Origin of the sequence: Fictibacillus sp. S7, from assembly GCF_004127935.1 — a bacterium.
Lineage (GTDB): Bacteria > Bacillota > Bacilli > Bacillales > Fictibacillaceae > Fictibacillus_C > Fictibacillus_C enclensis.
The window spans coordinates 1,381,294-1,402,588 of the sequence record NZ_QJKL01000001.1 but is presented as its reverse complement, the minus strand read 5'-3'; the positions used below and the strand labels follow the sequence as shown (position 1 = coordinate 1,402,588).

23 protein-coding genes are annotated in these 21,295 nt (G+C 40.2%); 14 read left to right on the top strand and 9 right to left on the bottom strand.

Annotated elements, in window-relative coordinates; translation table 11 throughout:
- Positions 1-102: 102 nt before the first annotated feature.
- From DMO16_RS07115 to DMO16_RS07100, 4 genes are all read right to left on the bottom strand, one after another.
- A complete protein-coding gene (locus DMO16_RS07115; RefSeq protein ID WP_061969017.1) occupies positions 103-999 on the bottom strand; it encodes a ClpXP adapter SpxH family protein in 897 nt (298 codons plus the stop codon).
- Positions 996-1,406, bottom strand: coding sequence for a globin (locus DMO16_RS07110; RefSeq protein ID WP_061969019.1), 411 nt, complete (start codon positions 1,404-1,406; stop codon positions 996-998). Before DMO16_RS07110 ends, DMO16_RS07115 begins: the two co-directional genes overlap by 4 nt.
- A gap of 209 nt (positions 1,407-1,615) precedes the next feature.
- Complete coding sequence (locus DMO16_RS07105) at positions 1,616-2,248, bottom strand: lytic transglycosylase domain-containing protein (RefSeq protein ID WP_241840476.1); 633 nt, start codon at positions 2,246-2,248, stop codon at positions 1,616-1,618.
- Between the two features lie 63 nt (positions 2,249-2,311).
- Entirely contained in the window at positions 2,312-2,887 is a 576-nt protein-coding gene (locus DMO16_RS07100; RefSeq protein ID WP_129476294.1) for a CYTH domain-containing protein, read from the bottom strand.
- Positions 2,888-3,020: 133 nt separating this feature from the next.
- On the opposite strand from DMO16_RS07100, the gene DMO16_RS07095 reads away from it, so the two are divergent.
- From DMO16_RS07095 to DMO16_RS07080, 4 genes are read left to right on the top strand one after another with little or no spacing between them, the layout of a single operon-like run.
- Positions 3,021-3,401, top strand: a complete 381-nt coding sequence (locus DMO16_RS07095; protein ID WP_061969026.1) for a hypothetical protein — start codon at positions 3,021-3,023, stop codon at positions 3,399-3,401.
- Positions 3,402-3,423: 22 nt separating this feature from the next.
- Entirely contained in the window at positions 3,424-4,065 is a 642-nt protein-coding gene (locus tag DMO16_RS07090) for a GTP pyrophosphokinase (RefSeq protein ID WP_061969028.1), read from the top strand.
- 26 nt (positions 4,066-4,091) lie between these two features.
- Positions 4,092-4,886: an NAD kinase gene (locus DMO16_RS07085; RefSeq protein WP_176716375.1), complete on the top strand. Its 795-nt coding sequence runs from the start codon at positions 4,092-4,094 to the stop codon at positions 4,884-4,886.
- A gap of 11 nt (positions 4,887-4,897) precedes the next feature.
- Positions 4,898-5,803 carry an RluA family pseudouridine synthase gene (locus tag DMO16_RS07080; protein ID WP_129476291.1) on the top strand — a complete coding sequence of 302 codons (906 nt, stop codon included), beginning with the start codon at positions 4,898-4,900 and terminating at the stop codon, positions 5,801-5,803.
- Between the two features lie 209 nt (positions 5,804-6,012).
- Here the strand turns inward: DMO16_RS07080 and prpE are convergent, their stop codons facing one another.
- Positions 6,013-6,750, bottom strand: a complete 738-nt coding sequence (gene prpE / locus DMO16_RS07075) for a bis(5'-nucleosyl)-tetraphosphatase PrpE (protein WP_129476289.1) — start codon at positions 6,748-6,750, stop codon at positions 6,013-6,015.
- Between the two features lie 71 nt (positions 6,751-6,821).
- Positions 6,822-7,979, bottom strand: coding sequence for an FtsW/RodA/SpoVE family cell cycle protein (locus DMO16_RS07070; RefSeq protein WP_129476286.1), 1,158 nt, complete (start codon positions 7,977-7,979; stop codon positions 6,822-6,824).
- A 204-nt stretch (positions 7,980-8,183) separates the two neighbouring features.
- Here DMO16_RS07070 and DMO16_RS07065 point away from each other — a divergent pair, with 204 nt between their 5' ends.
- From DMO16_RS07065 to DMO16_RS07025, 10 genes are all read left to right on the top strand, one after another.
- Positions 8,184-10,025, top strand: a complete 1,842-nt coding sequence (locus tag DMO16_RS07065; protein ID WP_129476283.1) for a monovalent cation:proton antiporter family protein — start codon at positions 8,184-8,186, stop codon at positions 10,023-10,025.
- 97 nt (positions 10,026-10,122) lie between these two features.
- Positions 10,123-10,269, top strand: a complete 147-nt coding sequence (locus tag DMO16_RS24160; protein WP_090232940.1) for a hypothetical protein — start codon at positions 10,123-10,125, stop codon at positions 10,267-10,269.
- A gap of 111 nt (positions 10,270-10,380) precedes the next feature.
- The gene (gene fabI / locus DMO16_RS07060; RefSeq protein ID WP_061969041.1) at positions 10,381-11,157 is read left to right on the top strand and encodes an enoyl-ACP reductase FabI; all 777 of its coding nucleotides are present in this window, start codon (positions 10,381-10,383) and stop codon (positions 11,155-11,157) included.
- Between the two features lie 394 nt (positions 11,158-11,551).
- Positions 11,552-12,541: a glycosyltransferase gene (locus tag DMO16_RS07055; protein WP_129476281.1), complete on the top strand. Its 990-nt coding sequence runs from the start codon at positions 11,552-11,554 to the stop codon at positions 12,539-12,541.
- Between the two features lie 52 nt (positions 12,542-12,593).
- A complete protein-coding gene (galE, locus tag DMO16_RS07050) occupies positions 12,594-13,601 on the top strand; it encodes a UDP-glucose 4-epimerase GalE (RefSeq protein WP_129476278.1) in 1,008 nt (335 codons plus the stop codon).
- 27 nt (positions 13,602-13,628) lie between these two features.
- On the top strand, positions 13,629-14,615 hold the full coding sequence (locus DMO16_RS07045; RefSeq protein ID WP_129476275.1) for a glycosyltransferase: 987 nt from the start codon (positions 13,629-13,631) through the stop codon (positions 14,613-14,615).
- A gap of 115 nt (positions 14,616-14,730) precedes the next feature.
- Complete coding sequence (locus DMO16_RS07040; protein WP_129476272.1) at positions 14,731-15,414, top strand: PIG-L deacetylase family protein; 684 nt, start codon at positions 14,731-14,733, stop codon at positions 15,412-15,414.
- Between the two features lie 39 nt (positions 15,415-15,453).
- Positions 15,454-16,074, top strand: coding sequence for a methyltransferase domain-containing protein (locus tag DMO16_RS07035; protein WP_164988876.1), 621 nt, complete (start codon positions 15,454-15,456; stop codon positions 16,072-16,074).
- Positions 16,075-16,217: 143 nt separating this feature from the next.
- Positions 16,218-17,009: a glycosyltransferase family 2 protein gene (locus DMO16_RS07030; RefSeq protein WP_129476266.1), complete on the top strand. Its 792-nt coding sequence runs from the start codon at positions 16,218-16,220 to the stop codon at positions 17,007-17,009.
- Positions 17,010-17,024: 15 nt separating this feature from the next.
- Positions 17,025-17,831, top strand: coding sequence for a glycosyltransferase family 2 protein (locus DMO16_RS07025; RefSeq protein ID WP_129476263.1), 807 nt, complete (start codon positions 17,025-17,027; stop codon positions 17,829-17,831).
- Positions 17,832-17,935: 104 nt separating this feature from the next.
- Here DMO16_RS07025 and DMO16_RS07020 read toward each other — a convergent pair whose 3' ends face one another.
- From DMO16_RS07020 to DMO16_RS07010, 3 genes are all read right to left on the bottom strand, one after another.
- Complete coding sequence (locus DMO16_RS07020; protein WP_241840474.1) at positions 17,936-18,892, bottom strand: GDP-mannose 4,6-dehydratase; 957 nt, start codon at positions 18,890-18,892, stop codon at positions 17,936-17,938.
- A 22-nt stretch (positions 18,893-18,914) separates the two neighbouring features.
- Positions 18,915-20,204 (bottom strand): UDP-glucose dehydrogenase family protein, encoded by a 1,290-nt coding sequence (locus DMO16_RS07015; RefSeq protein WP_129476257.1) that lies wholly within the window; start codon positions 20,202-20,204, stop codon positions 18,915-18,917.
- Positions 20,205-20,310: 106 nt separating this feature from the next.
- The gene (locus DMO16_RS07010) at positions 20,311-21,288 is read right to left on the bottom strand and encodes a hypothetical protein (protein WP_206738068.1); all 978 of its coding nucleotides are present in this window, start codon (positions 21,286-21,288) and stop codon (positions 20,311-20,313) included.
- Positions 21,289-21,295: the final 7 nt, after the last annotated feature.

Below are 21,295 nucleotides of genomic sequence, written 5' to 3'. Positions count from 1 at the left end.
CACATAAGAGGAATAAAATGATAAACACAATGAACAACCTCCTTGGCATTATTCTATTTGCTTAAAGCACAAAAAAGACGAACCATATAGGGTTCGTCTTTTTTAAGAATGGGTATATTTCCAAAAAGTACCGTGTTTAACAGGCACCTTTTTCACAACTTGCTGCAAAACCAGTTTCTTCATTATTGTTTCGACTTCGCTTTCCGTCATATTGTAGACGACTGCGAGTTCTTTGGTTGCCACAAAGCGATAAGTTTTCATAAATTCTTCTATCGCTGGAGGGGCACTGGGCTCCGGCCGAAAACCGAGCATTTCTTCTATGATGGTCACATAAATGGAATATTGATAGCTTCCTGCAATTTTTATGCCTTCTTCTTCAGCTTTATCGTTAAACATGATCAGTGTTGGTATTTGGTCAATTTCCATCTCGTTGGCAAACTTCCAGTCACAATGCAAGGCTTTGATGGCTGATTGTGAATGAATATCTTTCATAAACTCACACGCGTCCAATCCAACCATTTCGGCAATGGAATAAAGAACGTCTTCTTTTGAGATATTTTGCTTTTGTAAAAATAAATGTTCTCTCAGTGTTCGCAAAAATTTGTTTCCTGACTGTTTGCCTTGAAGCTCGGCTGCCTTGATGGCAAGAAAAACCAGATAAGGTGCAAGTATTGGATCTTCCCGCCATAAATCGCCGTCACAGCTCATGCCTGTCATGTTGGCAGTCTTATCCCACCTCTCTGCAATCCGTTTTGCAGATGCATATCCCTTTTTTCTAAAAGAGTTCAGGGAATCCAACCGGCCGCCGAGGATATGCCTTAATGTGAAATATTGGCCGTATTCTACCTGCAGCTTTTTTAATATAGGTTCAAGTGCCCAGCACTCGGGGCTCAAAGGATCAATAACAGAATAGAGTTCCAATGGTTTATGACAGTTGGAAGCAGCGATATTCCCCTTCTGCTTCGCTTCAAAAGGATACCCGGCTTCAGAAAATGTCAATAGTTATTCTCCTTTCCATGGCTATCATCGGACGTATTTACCATATGATAAGCAGTCATGGTTAGACGGCTGATAATAAAATCCCGTAAAGGGCCTTGCAGGGATACAGAGTCCATCGCTTTTTCCATACAGCCGAGCCAGGCTTTGGCATGGCGGTGTGTAATGGGAAAAGGCATATGTCTTGCTCTAAGCATAGGATGCCCATGCTCGATCGTGTATAAAGAGGGACCTCCAAGAAACTGAGTTAAAAATTGTGTTTGTTTACGTGCGGTTTCAGTCAGATCATCTGGAAAAAGCGGAGCCAAAACCTCATCTTGCTTCACAAAACCATAAAAGTTTGTAACCATTTCCTTTAAAACGGCTTCTCCACCCAAATGTTCATAAGGGGTCATGTCCATATCATTCATGGTGAAAACTCCTTCATGCTTATATCAAAATAAGAAAAATAATGGGGATGTTTCTGTTCAGACTAGACCATCCATCCTGAAAAATCCGGAAGAATAGTATTCCCATTTTTCATTTGTGTAAACTTATTGTAGCAAGGGTATGGCAGTCTTAGCAAACAATAGGTCTGAGGACTGTACTACAGCAAAAAAAACACCCTTTTTAAGGGCGTTTATGCGTTGAGGGCTTCATAAGTATGTAATACTTTGGCCACATAACTTTGGGTTTCTTTAAAGGGAGGAATGCCTCGGTATTTGGCTACGTTTCCCGGGCCGGCATTGTATGCCGCCAGAGCTAATTTTTCATCACCGTGGTACTTGTCGAGCAACTGTTTGATGTATTTGATTCCGCCTTCAAGGTTGTCTTCAGCATGATATGGATTTCTGACCCCCAGGCCTCTGGCGGTTTCAGGCATAAGCTGCATAAGTCCCATTGCTCCTGCAGGGCTTTTGCTCATGGGGTTAAACCCTGATTCATGCTGTACTATCGATGTAATGAGTGCGGGATTCATATTGTATTTGGAACTGATTTGATCAATCAGCTGGTGTATATCCTGATGCGGTTTGGAAGCGAGGGGTGCAGTAGTTGGCTTTACAGGCAACTGCTCCTGCTGGGAAACATTGGTCACACTCAATCTCTCCTGAGATCCCGCCGTTGTCTGCTCGGGCATTATGCCCGCAGCCTCAAAAAGCTGTTCAAGAATCATCGCAAACGGTGAAGATGCAAAAGGGGATTGGATGCCGGCAGCACTTATATGCTTTAGAACTTTAAGCTGCAGCATCATTTTTATCGGATTAAATTCCATTGGTTTCTCTCCTCATCTATAGAACTAATCATACCAAATGAGGTAGATATAAACAATTGGCTCTTAGTTGTTTTTTGCTTCAAAAAACCGCTGGATTTTGTTTAATGTGGCCCGTTCAGGAATTCCGTAGCTTTTCAAAAGATCTTTAAAATCCTTCTCACCCTGCAGTCTTTCTTTTGCCTCGTATTCAAGTTCGAAATCTGTATTTGAAAGATACTGGTTTTCATCCAGAACCAGGATTCCGTCTCGATAAGGCAATTCCGCCCGCCTGGTGGTTAGTGTGCCGAGGTAAGCAATGTCTTTGGGATGAATTTCCAACTCCATCAGAATGGAGGGGATATCGCCATTCACCAAAGAGTTTTCTTTCATGATTTGATCAAATTCTGAATCTGTCAGGGATTGATGGGTCTCAAGAAGGCCGTCGGGATGGGGCTGCTTCAGGGTAAGTATGCGGCTGCCGTTCTTTTCGCGGATACGAAGAGCACATTTATGATGCTTTAATGAGAAAGAGGGGGTATCGAAATAGTGGTTGATCTGAGTGATAAAAGATTCTTCTTTAAGGGACAGATCGTTCGAGATTCGAAAAAATTCATCAGGAGTCAATAAATTTTTAAATTCAATTTCAACTTCTTGCTCCATGGCCAGCACTCCTTTTTGGTTGTTTTACACGAATCTCATTATGACACAGGTCATTTTGATTCTCAAATGACAAAATGTACACATACTTATGTTAAACTAGGGTGTAGAATATTTGTTTTTTTAGGAGGTACATATGGCAATCAGACATGACATACAACACGCAGAAACGGGTGATCAGCTTATTCTTCAGATTGATCAGAACGGTATATCCCAATGGAAGGATGGGGAAAGGATGCTGGTGGATTCCGATCAGCTGTCCTTTATCTATGTTCTGGAAACGGAGGATGACCTGGTTTATATCGGGCTGCCAGAACCATTCTGGGGCAAGTTAAGCGAAGCCTTAACAGCCAGACTTCCTGTAGTACTGCAGGTAGCCGGAGGAGAGGAAGCCTTACCGCTCGGAGCTATTCATTCTGAACTGTCTTATCTGATAGAGAACATTAAAGATAACAGTAATTATGGAGAAGAGATGCTGGAAGCAGTAGAAAAAGCGTTTTCGGCTCATATTAAGTAAAGACAGGAAGGTGAATAAGAGTATGGACTGGGAAACCCTTCTCGCACCCTATAAACAAGCTGTTGATGAATTAAAAGTGAAGTTCAGGGGCATTCGCGAACAATATCAAAAAACGATCAAGCAATCTCCGATTGAATTTGTGACTGGAAGGGTAAAGCCTATTAATTCGATCCTCAATAAAGCCTGGCAAAAGAATATTCCGCTGGATAAAATTGAGGAAGAAATTCAGGATCTGGCGGGATTGCGCATCATGTGCCAGTTTACGGATGATATTAAAAAAGTAATCGACATGCTCAGAAATCGGAAGGATTTTGAGATTGTAGAGGAGCGCGATTACATTACCAATAAAAAACCAAGCGGTTACCGATCCTATCACCTGGTGATCCGCTATCCTGTACAAACCCTGGATGGAGAAAAGCCCCTTCTTGTAGAAGTGCAAATCCGGACCCTCGCGATGAATTTTTGGGCTACAATTGAACATTCATTAAACTATAAATACCAGGGCCAGATCCCAAAGGATATTCAGCTTCGTCTTCAGCGCGCCGCTGAGGCAGCTGGCCGGCTGGATGAGGAAATGGCTGAAATCAGAGGGGAAGTTCAGGAAGCTCAGATCGTTTTTTCAGAACGGACGGACGACGGACCTGGATCGGCTCCAACTACATAACTTCTTTGAAAGCAGGTGACTCACACGTGAAGTTTGCCATTATTTCAAAAGGCGACCAAAAATCGAATACACTGAAGCAAAAGATCAAAACCTATCTTCAGGAATTTGAATTGCAATACAATGAAACAGAACCGGATATTGTCATAACGGTAGGAGGGGACGGAACCCTCCTCCATGCCTTTCATCATTATGTACACCGGATTAATGATACAGCATTCGTGGGTATCCATACTGGTCACTTGGGTTTTTTCGCGGACTGGGTGCCGGATGAAGTTGAAAAACTGGTGATTCATATTGCCAAAACACCTTATCAAATCGTGGAGTATCCGCTATTGGAGGTAACTGTCCGATATTTGGACGATGTGGACGAAAAAAGCTATCTTGCATTAAATGAATGTACTGTGAAAAGCGGCGAAGGCTCACTGGTGATGGATGTTGAGATTAAAGGGGATCTGTTTGAAACGTTCAGGGGAGATGGCCTTTGCATTTCCACTCCATCTGGCAGTACCGCCTACAATAAGGCTCTTGGCGGGGCGATCATTCATCCTTCGCTGCCATCCATCCAGCTTTCAGAGATGGCGTCCATCAACAACCGTGTGTTCCGTACCATCGGTTCACCCCTTGTGCTTCCACAGCACCACACCTGCATGCTTAAACCGGTGAATGATGTTGATTTTCATATTACAATTGATCACCTGTTTTTGCTGCAAAAGAAAGTTAAATCCATACAATGCCGTGTTGCAGAGGAAAAAATCCGTTTTGCCCGGTTTCGCCCATTCCCATTTTGGAAACGGGTTAAAGAAGCATTTGTTACGGACTAACAGGAGAACGTATGACAACATTTGTAATCAAGTGGATGGTAAAGGAAAACGAAGCCGGCTTGCTTCGTGAGTTTTTACGGGTCCATAAAAAAATTTCCAAGAGTGCGTTAGCTGACATCAAATTTGCCGGCGGTGAACTCCTTGTGAATGGGGAGCCGTCGACGGTAAGAAAATCAGTTGTAACAGGTGACGAAATTTCGGTCCGTTTTCCTCCGGAAGAAATCAGTTCCTCGATGAATCCATTGCTGATCCCGCTTGATATCCTTTTTGAAGATGACCACCTTTTGATCGTGAACAAGCCACCAGGCCTGCCAACGATCCCGTCTCGTTATCAATCGTATGGATCACTTGCACAGGCCGTTCTTTACTATTATGAAGAAAAAGAAATTCAAAGCACGTTTCATGCCATCAACCGTCTCGATAAAGATACTTCGGGGCTGGTGATGATTGCGAAGCACCGCTTTGCTCATTCGTTATTCTCAATACAGCAAAGAAACAAAGAAATCAAACGGACATATCTTGCCGGTGTAAGCGGAACGTTCAACGAAAAAAAAGGCACCATATCCGCTAATATCGCAAGAAATACGGAAAGCCTTGTTGAACGGATGGTCTGTGAGCACGGACAAGTGGCAGTTACCCACTTTGAGCTATTGAAGGAATTGGGACAGAATAGTCTGGTTGCTCTTCAACTCGAAACCGGAAGGACCCATCAAATCCGTGTGCATATGTCACATATCGGTCATCCATTACTTGGAGATGACTTATACGGAGGCCCAATAGATGTAATCGGCAGGCAAGCGCTTCACAGCTGGAAGGTATCTTTTTATCATCCGTTTGAGGAAAAAGAAATGGCGTTATTCGCTCCGTTGCCCGAAGATTTAAGTCGTTTATTTGGTCATATTGAAGCTGAGGATTGATGAAAAAACGACTATAATTAGTGAAAAAAACAGCCAGAAGGCTGTTTTTTTTTTCTGTCTTTTTACGAAAAAGGGGATTCTGGAAGGACACATGCTCCTAATTTACGGTAAGATAAGGCTTACGATGAAAATACGAGCCGAAATCGAAAACTTACTGGCCGGATTTCGATATTTACTGGCCAAAACAAAGAGCTTACTGTCTCTGTCCCTTACCTTGAGAAACTGCGGAACTTTTCCTCGGCATAAGGCATGGAAGAAGAGACTGAGATGAGTTCCTTTTCTGGATATCTCAATGCGGTAAGGCGGTTGCCGAATACGCAGCCGGTATCAATATTGATGGTGTTATTTAGCTCCCTCGGTTCCTGAACGGGAGTATGTCCATAGACAATATACGCTTTTCCGGAATATTTTGCGGCCCAGTCACGGCGCTCCGGTGTGCCGTCCGGATTGTGTTTTCCGGTTATATCGCCGTAAAGGACAAAGGTTTTTACCTGTTTTCCTTGTTTGCCGATCAGGTCCTCTCGAATCCCGGCATGAGAAACCACAAGTTTGCCGCCATCAAGAACGAGGTAGAGCGGAGCTTTTTCATACAGTGAGATAAAATGCTCTTTGACCTTTTTGTAAAGAGGACGGCGGAGATTCTGTATCTCAGCTACAGTCGTTTCGAGTCCGTAATTAATCGTCACGTTGCGGCCAATCAAGTAACGATAAAGCTTGTTGCAGTGATTGCCAGGCACATATAACGCTTTATTCACCGACACCAGTTCATATACGTGTTCCATCATTTTCACCGATTCTGGGCCGCGGTCTGTCAAATCCCCAAGGAAGACAAGCTGACGGCCAGTATGAACCGGCACACCTTCGTTCCATTCATATCCAAGCTTTTCCGTCAGCTGCCTGTATTCATCCCAGCAGCCGTGGATATCGCCTATAATGTCATACTTCATTTCATTCACCGTCCTTGTTGGTTATTACTATAACCCCAAATCATTAAAAAAAACACCTGCAAGGCAGGTGTTTATTCGAACATGTATTTTCTTGTTCTTGACCTTACATTGAGAACGAGACCAAAGGCAATCATCTGGGCGAGAACCGAGCTTCCTCCATAACTAATGAAGGGGAGGGGGATCCCGGTAATCGGCATGACCTGAATGTTCATTCCGATGTTCTGGAATACCTGGAAGGTGATCATGCCGATGACACCCGCACAAAGGTAGCTGCCGAACGCTTCATTGCTTTCCAAGGCGGTATTGATCATTCGGTAGACGAATAAAAAGAACAAGGAGATCAGGACGCTTGTACCGATAAAGCCCCATTCTTCACCGATCATGGAAAAAATAAAGTCGGTATGTGCTTCTGGAAAATAAACGGAACCATTAGTAAAACCTTTACCAAAAAGCTGGCCAGATCCAACAGCCATTAGCGCGTTACGAATTTGATATCCTGTGTCCTTATGACCGTAAGGATCCAGCCAAGCGTAGAATCGCTGAAGCTGGTATTCATCCAAAATATAATCAAGAAAGAACTGAGGAAACGTAAAGTAAAGCCATACCAGCAGGCTGATAAAAAGAATTCCAATCAGGGCGATAATAGATAATAGCCTCCATCTAATTCCTGAAACGAGCATCAAGCTTAGAGTGATTGCAACAAATACCAATCCTGTGCCCAAATCGGGCTGCATTAAAATGAGCAGCATGGGGGGCATGACAATAAATGCGATTTTTCCTATCAGAAGTAAATCCTCACGTAGGGTACGCACAATATATTTCTCATTGTGTGTAGCGATGCAATTACTGATCGAAATGATCAATGCTACTTTCATCAACTCTGAAGGCTGAAGGGCGAAAGGGCCAAAGCGGAACCATGCCCGTGCACCATTAATGTTCGGAACAATGGATTCGGGAGCGACGATAATACCAATTAAGAGCACGATACCCAGTCCATATAAATACCATGAAAGTTTTCTAAACTGATCAAAATCAAGAATCATGACCCCAACGACGGCAAAACCGCCGATGGCATACCACATGATTTGTTTGATCACAAAGTTCGAATCATATTGAGCAACCTGCTGAGCACTGTATATACCCAAGCAGCTCACACACATCAACAAAAACAACAAAAATATTAAATTATAATCAAGCTGCTGCAGCGGGGACTGCCTGTTAGTTTCCATTGCATTCATACTCCTTATTTCGATAACATGTTCTATCTTACCGAAATTTTTCAGGTTTGCCTACTAATAAGGAGAGATTTAATTTGACAATTCCTTTACTTCTTCATTATAGTGGACAAAATCAAATGGTGCATACTAAAGTAAGAAGGGTTTTCATAAAATTTATCTTGGGTAATAAGAATTAATGGAAAAAAGGAGGTAGCTATGGGAGGCCATGCTTCAATCACATCACTCGTAATTGTTATTTTAACGGCATTTTTCATACCAATCATTCTCAGCAAACTGAGGATCAAGTTTTTACCGGTTGTGGTAGCGGAGATTATTGCCGGGATCATTATCGGAAAAAGCGGATTTGACATCGTTCATGCTGGAACATGGCTCGATATTCTTTCTGTGCTCGGCTTCATCTTTTTAATGTTCTTAAGCGGACTTGAAATTGATTTCTCCGTATTCGCGCCAAGCTCAGAAAAGAAAAAGCTGCCTAACGGCAAACGTGAACCGAACCGGCTCAAGATATCTACGATTATATTTACCTTGATTTTTATCGTCTCATTCGGTTTGTCCTTAATTTTTGTCTGGACAGGGTTTACGGACGATGCGTTTTTCATGACACTGATCATCTCCACGATATCACTGGGAGTGGTTGTGCCGACACTTAAAGAAGAAGAATTGTCACGTACCGGCATTGGCCAAATCATTCTGCTAATTGCTGTTATTGCCGATTTGGTGACCATGATTCTGCTTGCAGTCTTTGTTTCCCTTCAATCAGGGAACAGCGCTCAGATGTGGCTGCTGCTTATCCTGTTTGGAGCAGGGATTATTCTCTATTTTGTCGGAAAATACATGCGTCATCATACGTTCCTTGAGACGCTGTCCAAAGGTACGGTGCAAATTGACACAAGAGCTGTTTTTACACTCATTATCGTACTCGTTGGAGTATCCGAATCGGTGGGAGCGGAAAATATTTTAGGCGCCTTTTTAGCAGGAGTCTTAGTTTCTCTGCTTTCACCGAACCAGCACATGGTCCATAAACTGGACTCATTTGGCTATGGGTTTTTGATTCCGATCTTTTTTGTTATGGTCGGTGTGGACCTGGATTTAATTTCGATCCTTAAAGATCCTAAAGCGCTCATTCTCATTCCGTTGCTATTGATTGGTTTATTGATATCAAAATTTATCCCGATCCTGGTGCTCAGAAAATGGTATGACTGGAAGACGGTACTTGCATCCGGTTTCCTTTTGACCTCAACCCTATCATTGGTTATTGCCGCTGCTAAAATCGGTGAACGGATCAAGGTTATTGATACTAGAACTTCATCCGCGCTTATCCTGACGGCAGTGATCAGCTGTATTATAACTCCGGTGTTCTTTAAAAAACTGCTTCCACGGAAGAACAATGAAACACCGAAAGAAGTTATTGCTATTATAGGTGCCAACCAATTTACGCTTCCAGTGACCAAAGAGCTGGACAGCAGCCGTTATGAAAAAAAGATCTATCATACCAAGCAGGTAGAGAAAGATCCGAAACAGCTTGAGACCTTTGATATCATAGAGCTGGACAATTATGCAATAGAAACATTAAAAGAATGCGGCGTGTTTGAGTCCGAGATTCTCGTTGTGGCAACAGGGGAAGACGGCGTAAACGAAGCGATCGCCCAGGAAGCGAGAGACCATGGGATCAGGAGGGTAATTACCCGAATAGAGGATTCAGTCAAAAGGGAAGAGCTATCCAATAAAAACATCGAAGTTTATTCCGCTTTCTTCAGTTCGCAGGTCTTATTGAAAATGATGATCGAAAATCCTTCGGTCGCGAGCTTTCTGTCACGTAATGACAACTCGCTTTATGATATACCGGTTAAAAAAATGGATTATCATAAAACAGCCCTTCGAAATTTCCCGCATTTCGGTGATGCTATTATTGTGCGCATTTTTCGGGGCAAGGACTCTATCGTGCCACACGGTGACACAGAGATCCTTTTCGGCGATAAATTGATTGTGACTGGAAGCCGGGATCATATCAAGCAATTAAAAAGAGTATTGCGATAAAACAAAACGCAGAAAAAGCTTAGGTATTGACTTAGCCATTTTTCTGCGTTTTTTCTTTTGAAATCTGTTCATACTATTGAAAAAAGGAGTGATTTACATGACCATGCCTACCGTTCGCTGTCCCCGTTGCCACAGAGAGGCAGAAATCGACACCGTTCTGACTGCTCAGTCCAATCAAAATGTGATTTTTCATTGTTCCGGATGCGGGTATGAAGCAAGAAACATTGAAACCAGCAAAGGCTAAAACGTAATGAAAGAGGATCGGTATTTCCTTTCTTTTAAAATCTGTTATACTAATATTAGGACTAGGTACTAATAACAAATGCTAAAAAAAGGTCTAAGGAGGAAATACAATATGAACCTTTCACTTGAAAATCGTACATATGTGGTCATGGGTGTGGCCAATAAACGCAGCATCGCCTGGGGAATCGCCCAAGCTCTATCAAATGCAGGTGCCCGCCTGATCTTCACGTATGCGGGAGAACGCCTGGAGAAGAATGTAAGAGATCTTGCCGAAAGCTTGGAACGCAAAGATTCCATCGTGCTGCCATGTGACATTACAAATGATGATGAAATCAAATCGACATTTGAACAGATCAAAAGCGAAGTTGGCGTTATCCATGGATTGGCCCACTGTATTGCGTTTGCCAATACGGATGAACTAAAAGGCGAGTATTTGAACACTACACGTGATGGGTTCCTTCTTGCACACAACATCTCATCTTATTCGTTGACTGCTGTCGCAAAGGAAGCACGAGGACTGATGACAGAAGGAGGAAGCATCGTAACTCTTACGTATCTTGGAGGAGAACGTGTTCTCCAAAATTACAACGTTATGGGTGTGGCCAAAGCGTCCCTTGATGCCAGCGTGAAATACCTTGCCAATGACCTGGGCAAAGATAATATTCGAGTAAATGCCATTTCTGCCGGACCAATCCGTACACTCGCGGCAAAAGGAATCGGCGACTTTAACAGTATTTTGAAACAAATAGAAGAAAAAGCACCACTTCGCCGCAACACAACCCCGGAAGAAGTCGGCGATACAGCTCTCTTCCTTATGAGTCATCTTTCCCGAGGCATCACCGGGGAAACCATTCATGTGGACAGTGGATACAGCATTTTAGGAAACTAATCTTTGTATAATAATATTTAATCTGCCAGCCAGTATACCCAGTATATTGGCTGGTATTTTTTTATGATTAATGCTGAAAACGGTGCGATGAGCAAACCGATCGTGGCCAATAAGAAATTCAATGTAATTAATAAAAACGATGTCTGTTCTTGGCTCCCTTTCCTTCTAAATAATGAAACTGTAAGTCTTTTTAAAAGGCTTTTTTCGTAACCTTTGCTGCTTTTTGCACTCCAATCAACTTGTCAATGAAGCCTATTACAAAAAGGTTTCGTGGCCGAGAAATGGCAGAAAATGGACGAATAAATAACCGAAGACAAGCGGATAGCATAAAGTGATTGTAGGGTAATGCATCTGGAAAGAGGGATGGTTTTGTGAAGAGAATGAGAGGAGTATTATGCTAGTATCTGTTGTAATGCCTGTTTATAATGGTGAAGTTTATTTATGGGAATCTGTGGATAGTGTCCTAAATCAAACCTATAAACATTTCGAATTAATCGTTGTAAACGATGGATCCACAGACCGTACGAAAGATATTTTGAATTCATTGAATGATGATCGAATAAAGATTATTCATCTTGAAAACAACGGTGGAGCCGCAAATGCATTAAATATTGGCATTAAAGAAGCGAAAGGGGAGTGGATCGCTATTCAGGATGCTGATGATATCAGTTTACCAAACAAGTTAGAGGAACAGATACGTTATATCCGTAAACATAAGGATGTAACCGCTGTAGGTTCTCTTATAGAATGTATTTCTGGTCATGCTGAAGTTTCCAGGAGAAATCTGCAAATAGAAGCCACTAGAAATCATCTATCTTCTAAAGAGCATATAAACGCTTATCGTTTCTATTTAAACCCCTTTTGCCACGGATCCGTTTTATTTTCTAAATCAATCTTTGATCAAATAGGCGGCTATGACCTTCAATATAAAATATGTTATGACTATGATTTATGGTTAAGGATGCTTGAGAGAACCTCTATTCATAAAATACCCATTGTGTTGTATCAGTATCGTGTGCATTCTGATTCGATCAGCCGGAACAATCAGGTAACGTTGAATGAAGATTGGCTAGTAGCATCTAAACATATAAAAAAACGATTACAGGATAGATATAAAAGAGAGCCAAGTTTTATAGTATTTGGCATAGAAGAGGCGTGCGAGGATTTTAAACAAGTCAGTTTAATTAACAGGATAGATGTATCAGGATATTTTCATAAAGATTTTGACGATGATGATATGTTACAGCTTTATAAAGAGAGGGACACTGATGGGATTATTTTTTTGGAAGATATTAGCCTGATAAGAGTGTTTTATAAACTGCAGGAAAAAGGGCTAGAGCTGAATAAAAACCTGTATAAAATTTGGGCAGGATATTATAAATAACACTCGTTCAAGGATGAGAAATTAATAATCGTTTTGGATTGGAGGCAGCAGCATGGCCATTTTAGTTACGGGAGGCGCAGGTTATATTGGCACCCATACGTGTATAGAGCTTTTAAAAAAAGGCTATGACATTGTCGTGTTAGATAAATTGTTTAATAGTAAAACAGAATCAGTCAACCGAGTAATGGAGATCGCCTGCAGAAATTTTAAATTTGAGCATGTGGATCTTGTAGAGAAACAGGAACTTGAAAGAGTCTTTACTGAGAATAACATTGAAGCTGTCGTTCACTTTGCCGGATTAAAAGCAGTTGGGGAGTCAGTGGAAAAGCCACTTGATTATTATCGAAATAATGTCATGGGTACGATTGTTCTTTGCGAGGCAATGCAGCGGTTTGGTGTTAAAAATATGGTGATTAGTTCTTCTGCCGCAGTCTATGGCACAACCCAACAATTGCCAATATCAGAAGATGCACCGCTTGGTCCCAACAACCCATATGGCCGGACGAAGCTGATGATAGAAGAAATACTTCGAGATCTGCATGTTTCAGATAATGAATGGAGCATTGCTCTCATGCGATATTTCAATCCCGTAGGAGCACACGAAAGCGGCCGGATCGGGGAGGATCTGAACGGAATACCTAACAACTTAACACCGTATATCTTACAGGTCGCTATCGGGAGATTGAAGGAAGTTAACATCTTTGGAAATGATTATCCTACCAAAGATGGTACAGGAGTAAGGGATTATATCCATATCACTGACCTTGCAAAAGGACACCTGAAGGCGCTAGATAAAGTGTTGGCAGGCAGTGGTATAGAAGCTTATAACCTTGGGACTGGAAAAGGGTATAGTGTGATGGAAATGATTGCAGCGTTTGAAAAAGTAACAGGACAAAAGATACCTTACAAAGTGGTGGACCGCCGGCCAGGTGACGTTGCTGTTAGTTATGCAGACCCTGCTAAAGCCAGGAGAGTACTCGGTTGGGAAGCACAAAAGGGTCTTGATGAAATGTGTGCTGATGCTTGGAATTGGCAGAAGAACAATTTTTATGGCAATTAAAAATGAATCAGTTAAAGGGGTGTATGAATGTTTGTTTCAGTTGTAATGGCTGTTTACAATGCTGAAGACTATGTTGAAGAGGCTATTAAAAGTATCTTAAATCAGACCTATCATCAAATAGAGCTAATTATTGTTAATGATGCATCTACTGATCGGACCTATGAAATTCTTGAGTCAATAAAAGATTCCAAGATGAAACTTATACACTTAGTTAAAAATCAGGGAGCTGCGCATTGCCTAAACTTAGGAATTAAGCAAGCTAGCGGCAGTTGGATTGCGATTCAAGATGCTGATGATCTCAGTCTTCCAAATCGCATTGAAGAACAGGTAAAATATATTACAAAAAATCCCGGGATAGCAGCGGTAGGATCGTTTATTCATTGTATACATGGAAAAGAAATCATTTCAAAAGAATTATTATTAATGGAAGAGGAAGGATATAATGCCTCCAGTGAACATTTAAAAGAACATCGTTTTTTTTCCAGTTTTATATGTCATGGTTCCGTTATGTTTTCTAAATCAGTTTTCGATCAATTGGGAGGTTATAATCCGGCCTATAAAATCGCTTATGATTATGACCTTTGGATGCGTATGCTTGAAATACTACCATTTCATAAACTGCCTAAAGTATTATATGAATACCGAATACACCAGGATTCACTTAGTCGATTAAAAAGGCAGGACACGGTGAATGAAGTATGGCTGATTTCCAGTAAAAACATTCAAAAGAAATTAGTTGATGGTTTAAACCGTAAACCGAATTTCGTTATAATTGGCGACCGTAAGACATGTAAAGAGTTTAAAAACATTGCGTGCACAGAAAATTCACTCTCAGTCTATGATTTTTACTATAAGAATAATAGGAGTTTAAGTTCTAAAATTTATAAACTATGTTGCACCGGTAAGGTAGATGCAGTAATTTTTCTTAACAGTTATAAATTATTAGGAATTTATGAGCAGTTAAAACAACAGGGATTGATTTTTAACGATAATTTGTTCAGGATCATGGTTTGATATCTTCTTACTAAAATACAATTTGTAATGGATAATCGTGTTTTTTGCCTATACATCCCCGTGGTTGGTGAATAGATTAAACTAATACGACGTATTTAGGTTTCGGGGGTGTACGATGCTTAACGCTGGGAAGGAACGGATATTAATCATAGCGCCACACTCTGATGATGAGGTATTGGGTTGTGGAGGATTGATTGAAAGAGCATGCGGGTTAGGAAATCAAGTGAAAGTTGTCATTGCAGCATTAGGAGACACAACATTCATTCATTCTGGAATGAAAGTGACGGCTGATATTAGAAAAAAGGAACTATCCGATGCCTTATCGTTTCTGGGTTGTGAAGATTATGAAGTAATGTTTGAAGATAAAGAAGGGATATTGGACACCATCCCGCAAAAACAATTAGTCTCAAAAATTGATGACATCTTGATGAATTTTAAACCCTCAATGGTTTTCATACCGTATCCGAGTTTTCATCAGGATCATAAGGCGCTTTTTCATGCCTGCATGGCCAGCTTAAGGCCACAGCCGCATCAAAATTATAAGTTGATTGCTATGTATGAATACCCTTTAATCGTCTGGCAGTATCCTCGAATTAACAATGCCGGTGAGCTATTTTTGGATCTTAGTGAAAAAATAGAAATGAAGGTAAAAGCAATGAAAATGCATGTTTCCCAAATCCGTGAGTCCCAACATCTTATTTCACCAGAAAGCATAAAGAAATGGGCAGAAAAAAGAGGGATGGAGAACGGGTGCCAATATGCAGAGAAATATTATATTTTACGTGCACAGCTTTTCTAGCATCATGCCAGGATTAAAAAAGTCATTAAGGAGGAGCTTTTGCTGAATAACTTTTCAATAAGGCCCAAAAGCAGAAATTTTGGTTTCGACCGGGGAAAACCTATTGATCGATTTTACATCGAGAAATTTATAGAGAATAACCGTGCAGAGATAACAGGACATGTTCTTGAAGTAGGAGATAACTTTTATACGAGGACTTATGGAGATAACGTTACGAAAAGCGATGTGCTGAACCTCATTTCTTCAAATGAAGCAACCATTGTTGGTGACTTAGCAACAGGAGAAAATATTCCTCAGGGGGTTTTTGACTGTATTATTCTTACCCAGGTCATTCATGTCATTTATGATATTAAAATGGCATTAAACCATACATTTAACGCGTTAAAACCAGGAGGGACATTGCTGTTAACGACTTCTGGTTTAAGCTCTAGCTGTCGAACAGATTTTCATGGAGACTATTGGAGATTTACAGATACTTCATTAAGGATGCTGTTGAATGAATTTGTTGATGAAGAAAGGATAGAAATCGATGTATTTGGCAATGTTGCTGTAGCAAAAGCATTTCTTGACGGTTTGGCCATTCATGAAATCCCTGAAGCCATTTTAGGCATTAAGGATGACCATTACCAGGTGATCCTAACTGCAAAAGTTAAAAAATAACGATTAAAAGAGCAAATGATGAATTGCTCTTTTTTTATTTGATACAAACGTCAGTACAATCAGGCATGGATAAAGTGCATATAAAATAACAAGGAATATTTTTATTTACAGGATATTATAAATTTTAGGAGGTGTTTAAGTAGTTGGATAAAGAAGTGACCGTTTTAATACCTTCATTTAATTCAGGAATCTATTTAAGAGAAGCTTTAGAGAGTGTGTTTAATCAAACGTATCCCAATTGGAAAATCATTTTAGTAGATGACGCATCAACAGATGATAGCTTGTCCTATGCTGCGGATCTGTTGGAAGATCAAAGAATTACACTTATCCAGAATAAAAAAAACACAGGCCAATCGATGTCACAAAATATTGGGCTTGAAAAAATAAATACAGAATTCTTTTTGCAATTAGACGCTGATGACTGGCTTCCGGAAAACACATTGGATGTTTTAATGGATGCAGCAAGGAATTTACCCAAAGACGTAGCATTGATCGTTGGCGATGTTATAGAAGTGACTGAAATAAGAAATAGAAAAAGATACAGATATGTTTCTAATGAATGGGACAATATCAAGCAGGATAAATATGACCTGTTGCTTTCAAACTATATTCCTTGGCCAAAGTTTTACCGGACAGCATTAATAAAGAAGATGGGTGGATGGGCAACCAATGATCCGTTTAATGGCAGGCATGCAGAAGATCTTCGTATGTTTTTACGGCTAATCGGAGAATACCGTTTTTATTATATACCGCAAACCATATTAAACTATAGAATACATGCCACAAATTCCACCCATCAAAAAGACGTTTACAAAGAGGCTGTAGAGTGGATCGTTCGCGATGCTCTTCACCGGTGGGGAAATGAATATGAACCAGTATTTAAGACAATCAGGGGCGGTTGGAGAGTAGTTAAAAAGTTAAAGCGGATTGAATAGGGAGGGTCGGTGAAAATGGACGAAAAAGTAACGGTTTTGATCCCCTCGTATAACCCTGGCCAGTATTTAAGAAATGCAGTAGAGAGTGTAATGAACCAGACATATCAAGGCTGGAAAATGGTCATCGTAGACGATGCTTCGACTGATGATAGTTTATCAACGATACAAGACTATCTATCCGATCCCCGTATAATCCTTATAAAAAACAAACAAAATTTAGGTCAGTCCAAAACTCAAAACGTTGGTTTAGAGCAAATAAATACTCGTTTTACTATGATGCTGGACAGTGATGACTGGTTTTTTCCTGACACCCTTGAAATTCTGATGAATGAGGCAGAACGTGTGCCAGATGAGGTAGGTTTGATCTGCGGAAAAAAAACAATCGTAATAGAAAATGAGGATGGTGAAGTGCTTTATAAGATACTGGATATTAAGGGTCGTTCATTTGACGATCCTTATGAATTCTTGCTGGAAAATTTCATTCCATATCCCCGTTTTTACCGGACATCTGCGCTTAAAAAAGTAGGAGGCTGGCCAACGGATGACCCATACGAGGGGCGTTATCTGGAGGACCGCCGCATGGATGTTCTATTGATCAAAGACTATAAAATTCAATGGATTGATAAGATGCTCTATAATTATAGAAAACATATCAACAATGTGACAGTTAATAAGAAAGCTATTTTAAATGAAATGATTAAATGGAATATTCATTATGCGCTGAATAAATGGGGGAATAAGTTTGAGCCTCAGTTCTCAATAAATAAAAACGGCTGGGTTGAATTAAGCTCACTTATACCGAAGGAAAAAAATGGACTCTGACCCCTAAAAAAAAACTGTCTCAAGAGGTTCGTTTCAAAACGATCTGAATGAGACAGCTTTCTGTTTATTATTTGGTTGTTTCTGAAGACCCTGTCTTGATTCATTTAGTTGGGAGATGAGGATTGATAAACATTTATTGTTTTTCGTAATCCTTCATCCAGACTTACCTTAGGTTCCCAGTCAAGTATTTTTTTTGCTTTGTCAATGTTTGGCCGTCTTTGTTTCGGGTCATCTTTTGGCAGAGGCAGAAATACGATATTACTGGGGGAATTGGTGAGTTCTTTTATTAATTTAGCGAGATTTAAAACGGTAATCTCATTTGGATTGCCTATATTTATAATTTCACCGTTTGCGGCATCATTTTTCATCATTAATCTAATGGCACGGATGGTGTCATCGACATAGCAAAATGACCTTGACTGTGAGCCGTCTCCATAGACCGTAATTTCCTCTCCCTTTAAAGCCTGATTTACAAAATTAGAAATTACACGACCATCATCATTTCTCAAACCAGCAGAATACGTGTTAAATATCCGGGCAACCTTAATCTGCACCCCGAAGAGGCTGTGGTATAAATAGCAGAACACTTCCCCAAGCCGTTTGCCTTCATCATAGCAGGCCCTGGGCCCCCAGGTATTAACATTGCCCCTGTAATCTTCAACCTGAGGATGGATTTCTGGGTCGCCATAAACTTCACTTGTACTTAAAAATACCATTTTGGCATTGTAAATTTTACTCAGTTCTAACATGTTTTTAGTTCCAAGGGTATTAATTTCTATGGTTTCAAAAGGGAATTTTTGGTAGTATTTGGGGGATGCCGGAGAAGCGAGGTGATAAATTTGGTTTATGTCTGTTATTTCTTTTAGTTGAAAGAGGTTTTCTGAGCAAACATCATGTTTTATAAAGCGGAAGTTTGGATGAACACTTAACTTATCAATATTTTGCATCCTGCCTGTAGAAAGATTATCAATTCCTAAAATGCAGCAGCCTTCAGATAAAAGTGTTTCTGCCAGCTGATATCCCAAGAAACCAGCTACCCCGGTAATTATTATTTTCTCCAATGCACCATCACCTCTCATGTGATTATTCGTAGCCTATTCCTTCATAAATATAGCCAATGGATCTCATCTCAGCTGCATCGAGCATGTTTCTCCCGTCAAAAACAATAGGGGACTTCATTTTATTTTTTATATCAGGCCAATCTATATTTTTATAATGAGGCCAGTCCGTACAGATTAAGATGGCATCTGCATTTGTCATTGCTTCTTCTGGAGAATCTTTTTGAAGAACCTTATCCATTAGATCGCCAGGGAGTTTGGCGACGGGATCGTGGACTTCTACCATTGCTCCTTCATTTATTAAGTCTTGTATGATCTTCAAGGATGGCGACTGTCTTATATCATCTGTTTGAGCCTTAAAGGAAAGACCCAATACAGCCATTTTTTTTGCTGACAAGCTGAGTAATCTTGTTTTTATTTTTTTAAAGAGATAGCCCGGCTGATTCTCATTAACCGCATGGACTTTCTCCAGAATGGAAAGATCGATATTATTTTTCTTTGCCGTATCGATCAAGGCCAGCACATCTTTTGGAAAACAAGATCCCCCATAACCAATACCAGCATCTAAAAATAATGGGCCGATTCTTATATCCAACCCAACCCCTTTAGCGATATCCTGCACATTAATATGCAATTTGTCACAAAGTATGGCTATTTCATTAATAAATGAAATTTTAGTTGCCAAAAATGAATTAGCCGTATATTTAATTAATTCTGCAGCACTTGGTGTAGTAACTATAAATGGTGCCTTTATTCCTTTATATAGCTCTTGAAGGAGTGCGATTGCTTGATCATTTTCACTTCCAAGAATGATCCGGTCTGGATATAGGGCATCATGTAAAGCACTACCTTCTCTTAAAAACTCCGGATTGGATACTACGTCAAAAGAAACAGAATCTTTCTTTGTAATTTCGATCCACCGCTTTACTTGTTTAGAGGTTCCCACCGGCACAGTGCTTTTGATGACGATTATTTTGTATGCATTCAGGTTTGTACCGATAAATTCAGAAGCTTCTCGCAAAAAGTCCAAATTGGCACTTCCATCTTGATTTTGCGGGGTACCGACACAGATGAAAATAAGGGGATTATCTTTTATAGCTTTTTGATGATCCATTTCAAAGGTGATTTTTCCAGAAGCTAAGTGCTTAGTTAGCAGCGTATCTAAACCCGGTTCGTAAAAAAATAGTATTCCTTTCTGTAAATCATTAATTTTCTTTTGATCAACATCTATCACTGTTACCGAATGTCCCAATTCTGCAAATATTAAACCGGTAGTTGTTCCTACATAGCCTGCCCCGATGATTAAAACATTCAATTAAACACCCCCGTTAAATTTTAGCTATTTTAAAATATGAATATAACCAATAAAAGGAAACGGCTATAGCTAAAATTAAACACAGTTCCTGTCTTGAAATTTGTAATTAGTCTTTATATTTTTTAAAGGCACGCCGATCCTCACTAAAGGGATTGATAATCTCAGATTGCGCTAAATGATTATTTTTATAAATAGTACGTATTTGATCACTAATCATCCTGCCGTTATCAAAGTAATCATAACTCCATGGAATGTTTAACAAATCCCGGTGGCCATGATTCTCTAACAATCTTTGATATTTATTCAGTATGTTAATACCGTGGGTGGTTGTTTCATTGTTTATTAAATACAAGGTGTCAGTTATAAAAGCCAGCCCGGAAAAATGAAAAAATCGTAAAGGTTGGTCATTTACCATATAGTTGCCGCTTGTTTGTGTAATATTTCTTTCAAATAGATTCCAATACGCAACATTGTATCCGGGGTGTTTTACATTCATGACTTTATCAAAAAAAACAGGTACAAGATCCATCCACTTTTGTTCATTGAATAACCCTCTTGGAGGATCGGTATAACAGTAGTGGTTCAACCGGTAGCAGTACCAATCCAAAAATTCCAACGACTCTTTGGATCGCTTGAGCGCGATAAAACCAGTATTGAAATTTCCGGAGTTCAAGAGTGCGAATTCCCCAAATAAATAGGCTGGATTTTTTACGGAATTTAAAATATGCGGTGTTAAAACAATAGAATGTAAGCGAAGGGCATCCTCAACCTCTATGAAAGGTCCAAAAACCAGGGTATCACTATCCAGGTAAACGACATTTTCTTCTTTTGGATACTTTTGAAAAATATACCGAAACAGCTGTCCTTTGCTGAACCCTGCTGTTTCATATTGACTATATTTAAATATCGTTTGTTCAAAATGAAGATATCCCATATCTTTCGCCAAAACGATCTCATCAAACAGGTCTAATCCATCTACAGAAACAGGAAGATGTTTTTCGATAAGACAGACGACCATTTTTGATTCTGGATGATGCCTTTTAATGGATTGTGCCAATGCCTTGGCCATTGCAAGGTGGTTCATGCAAACA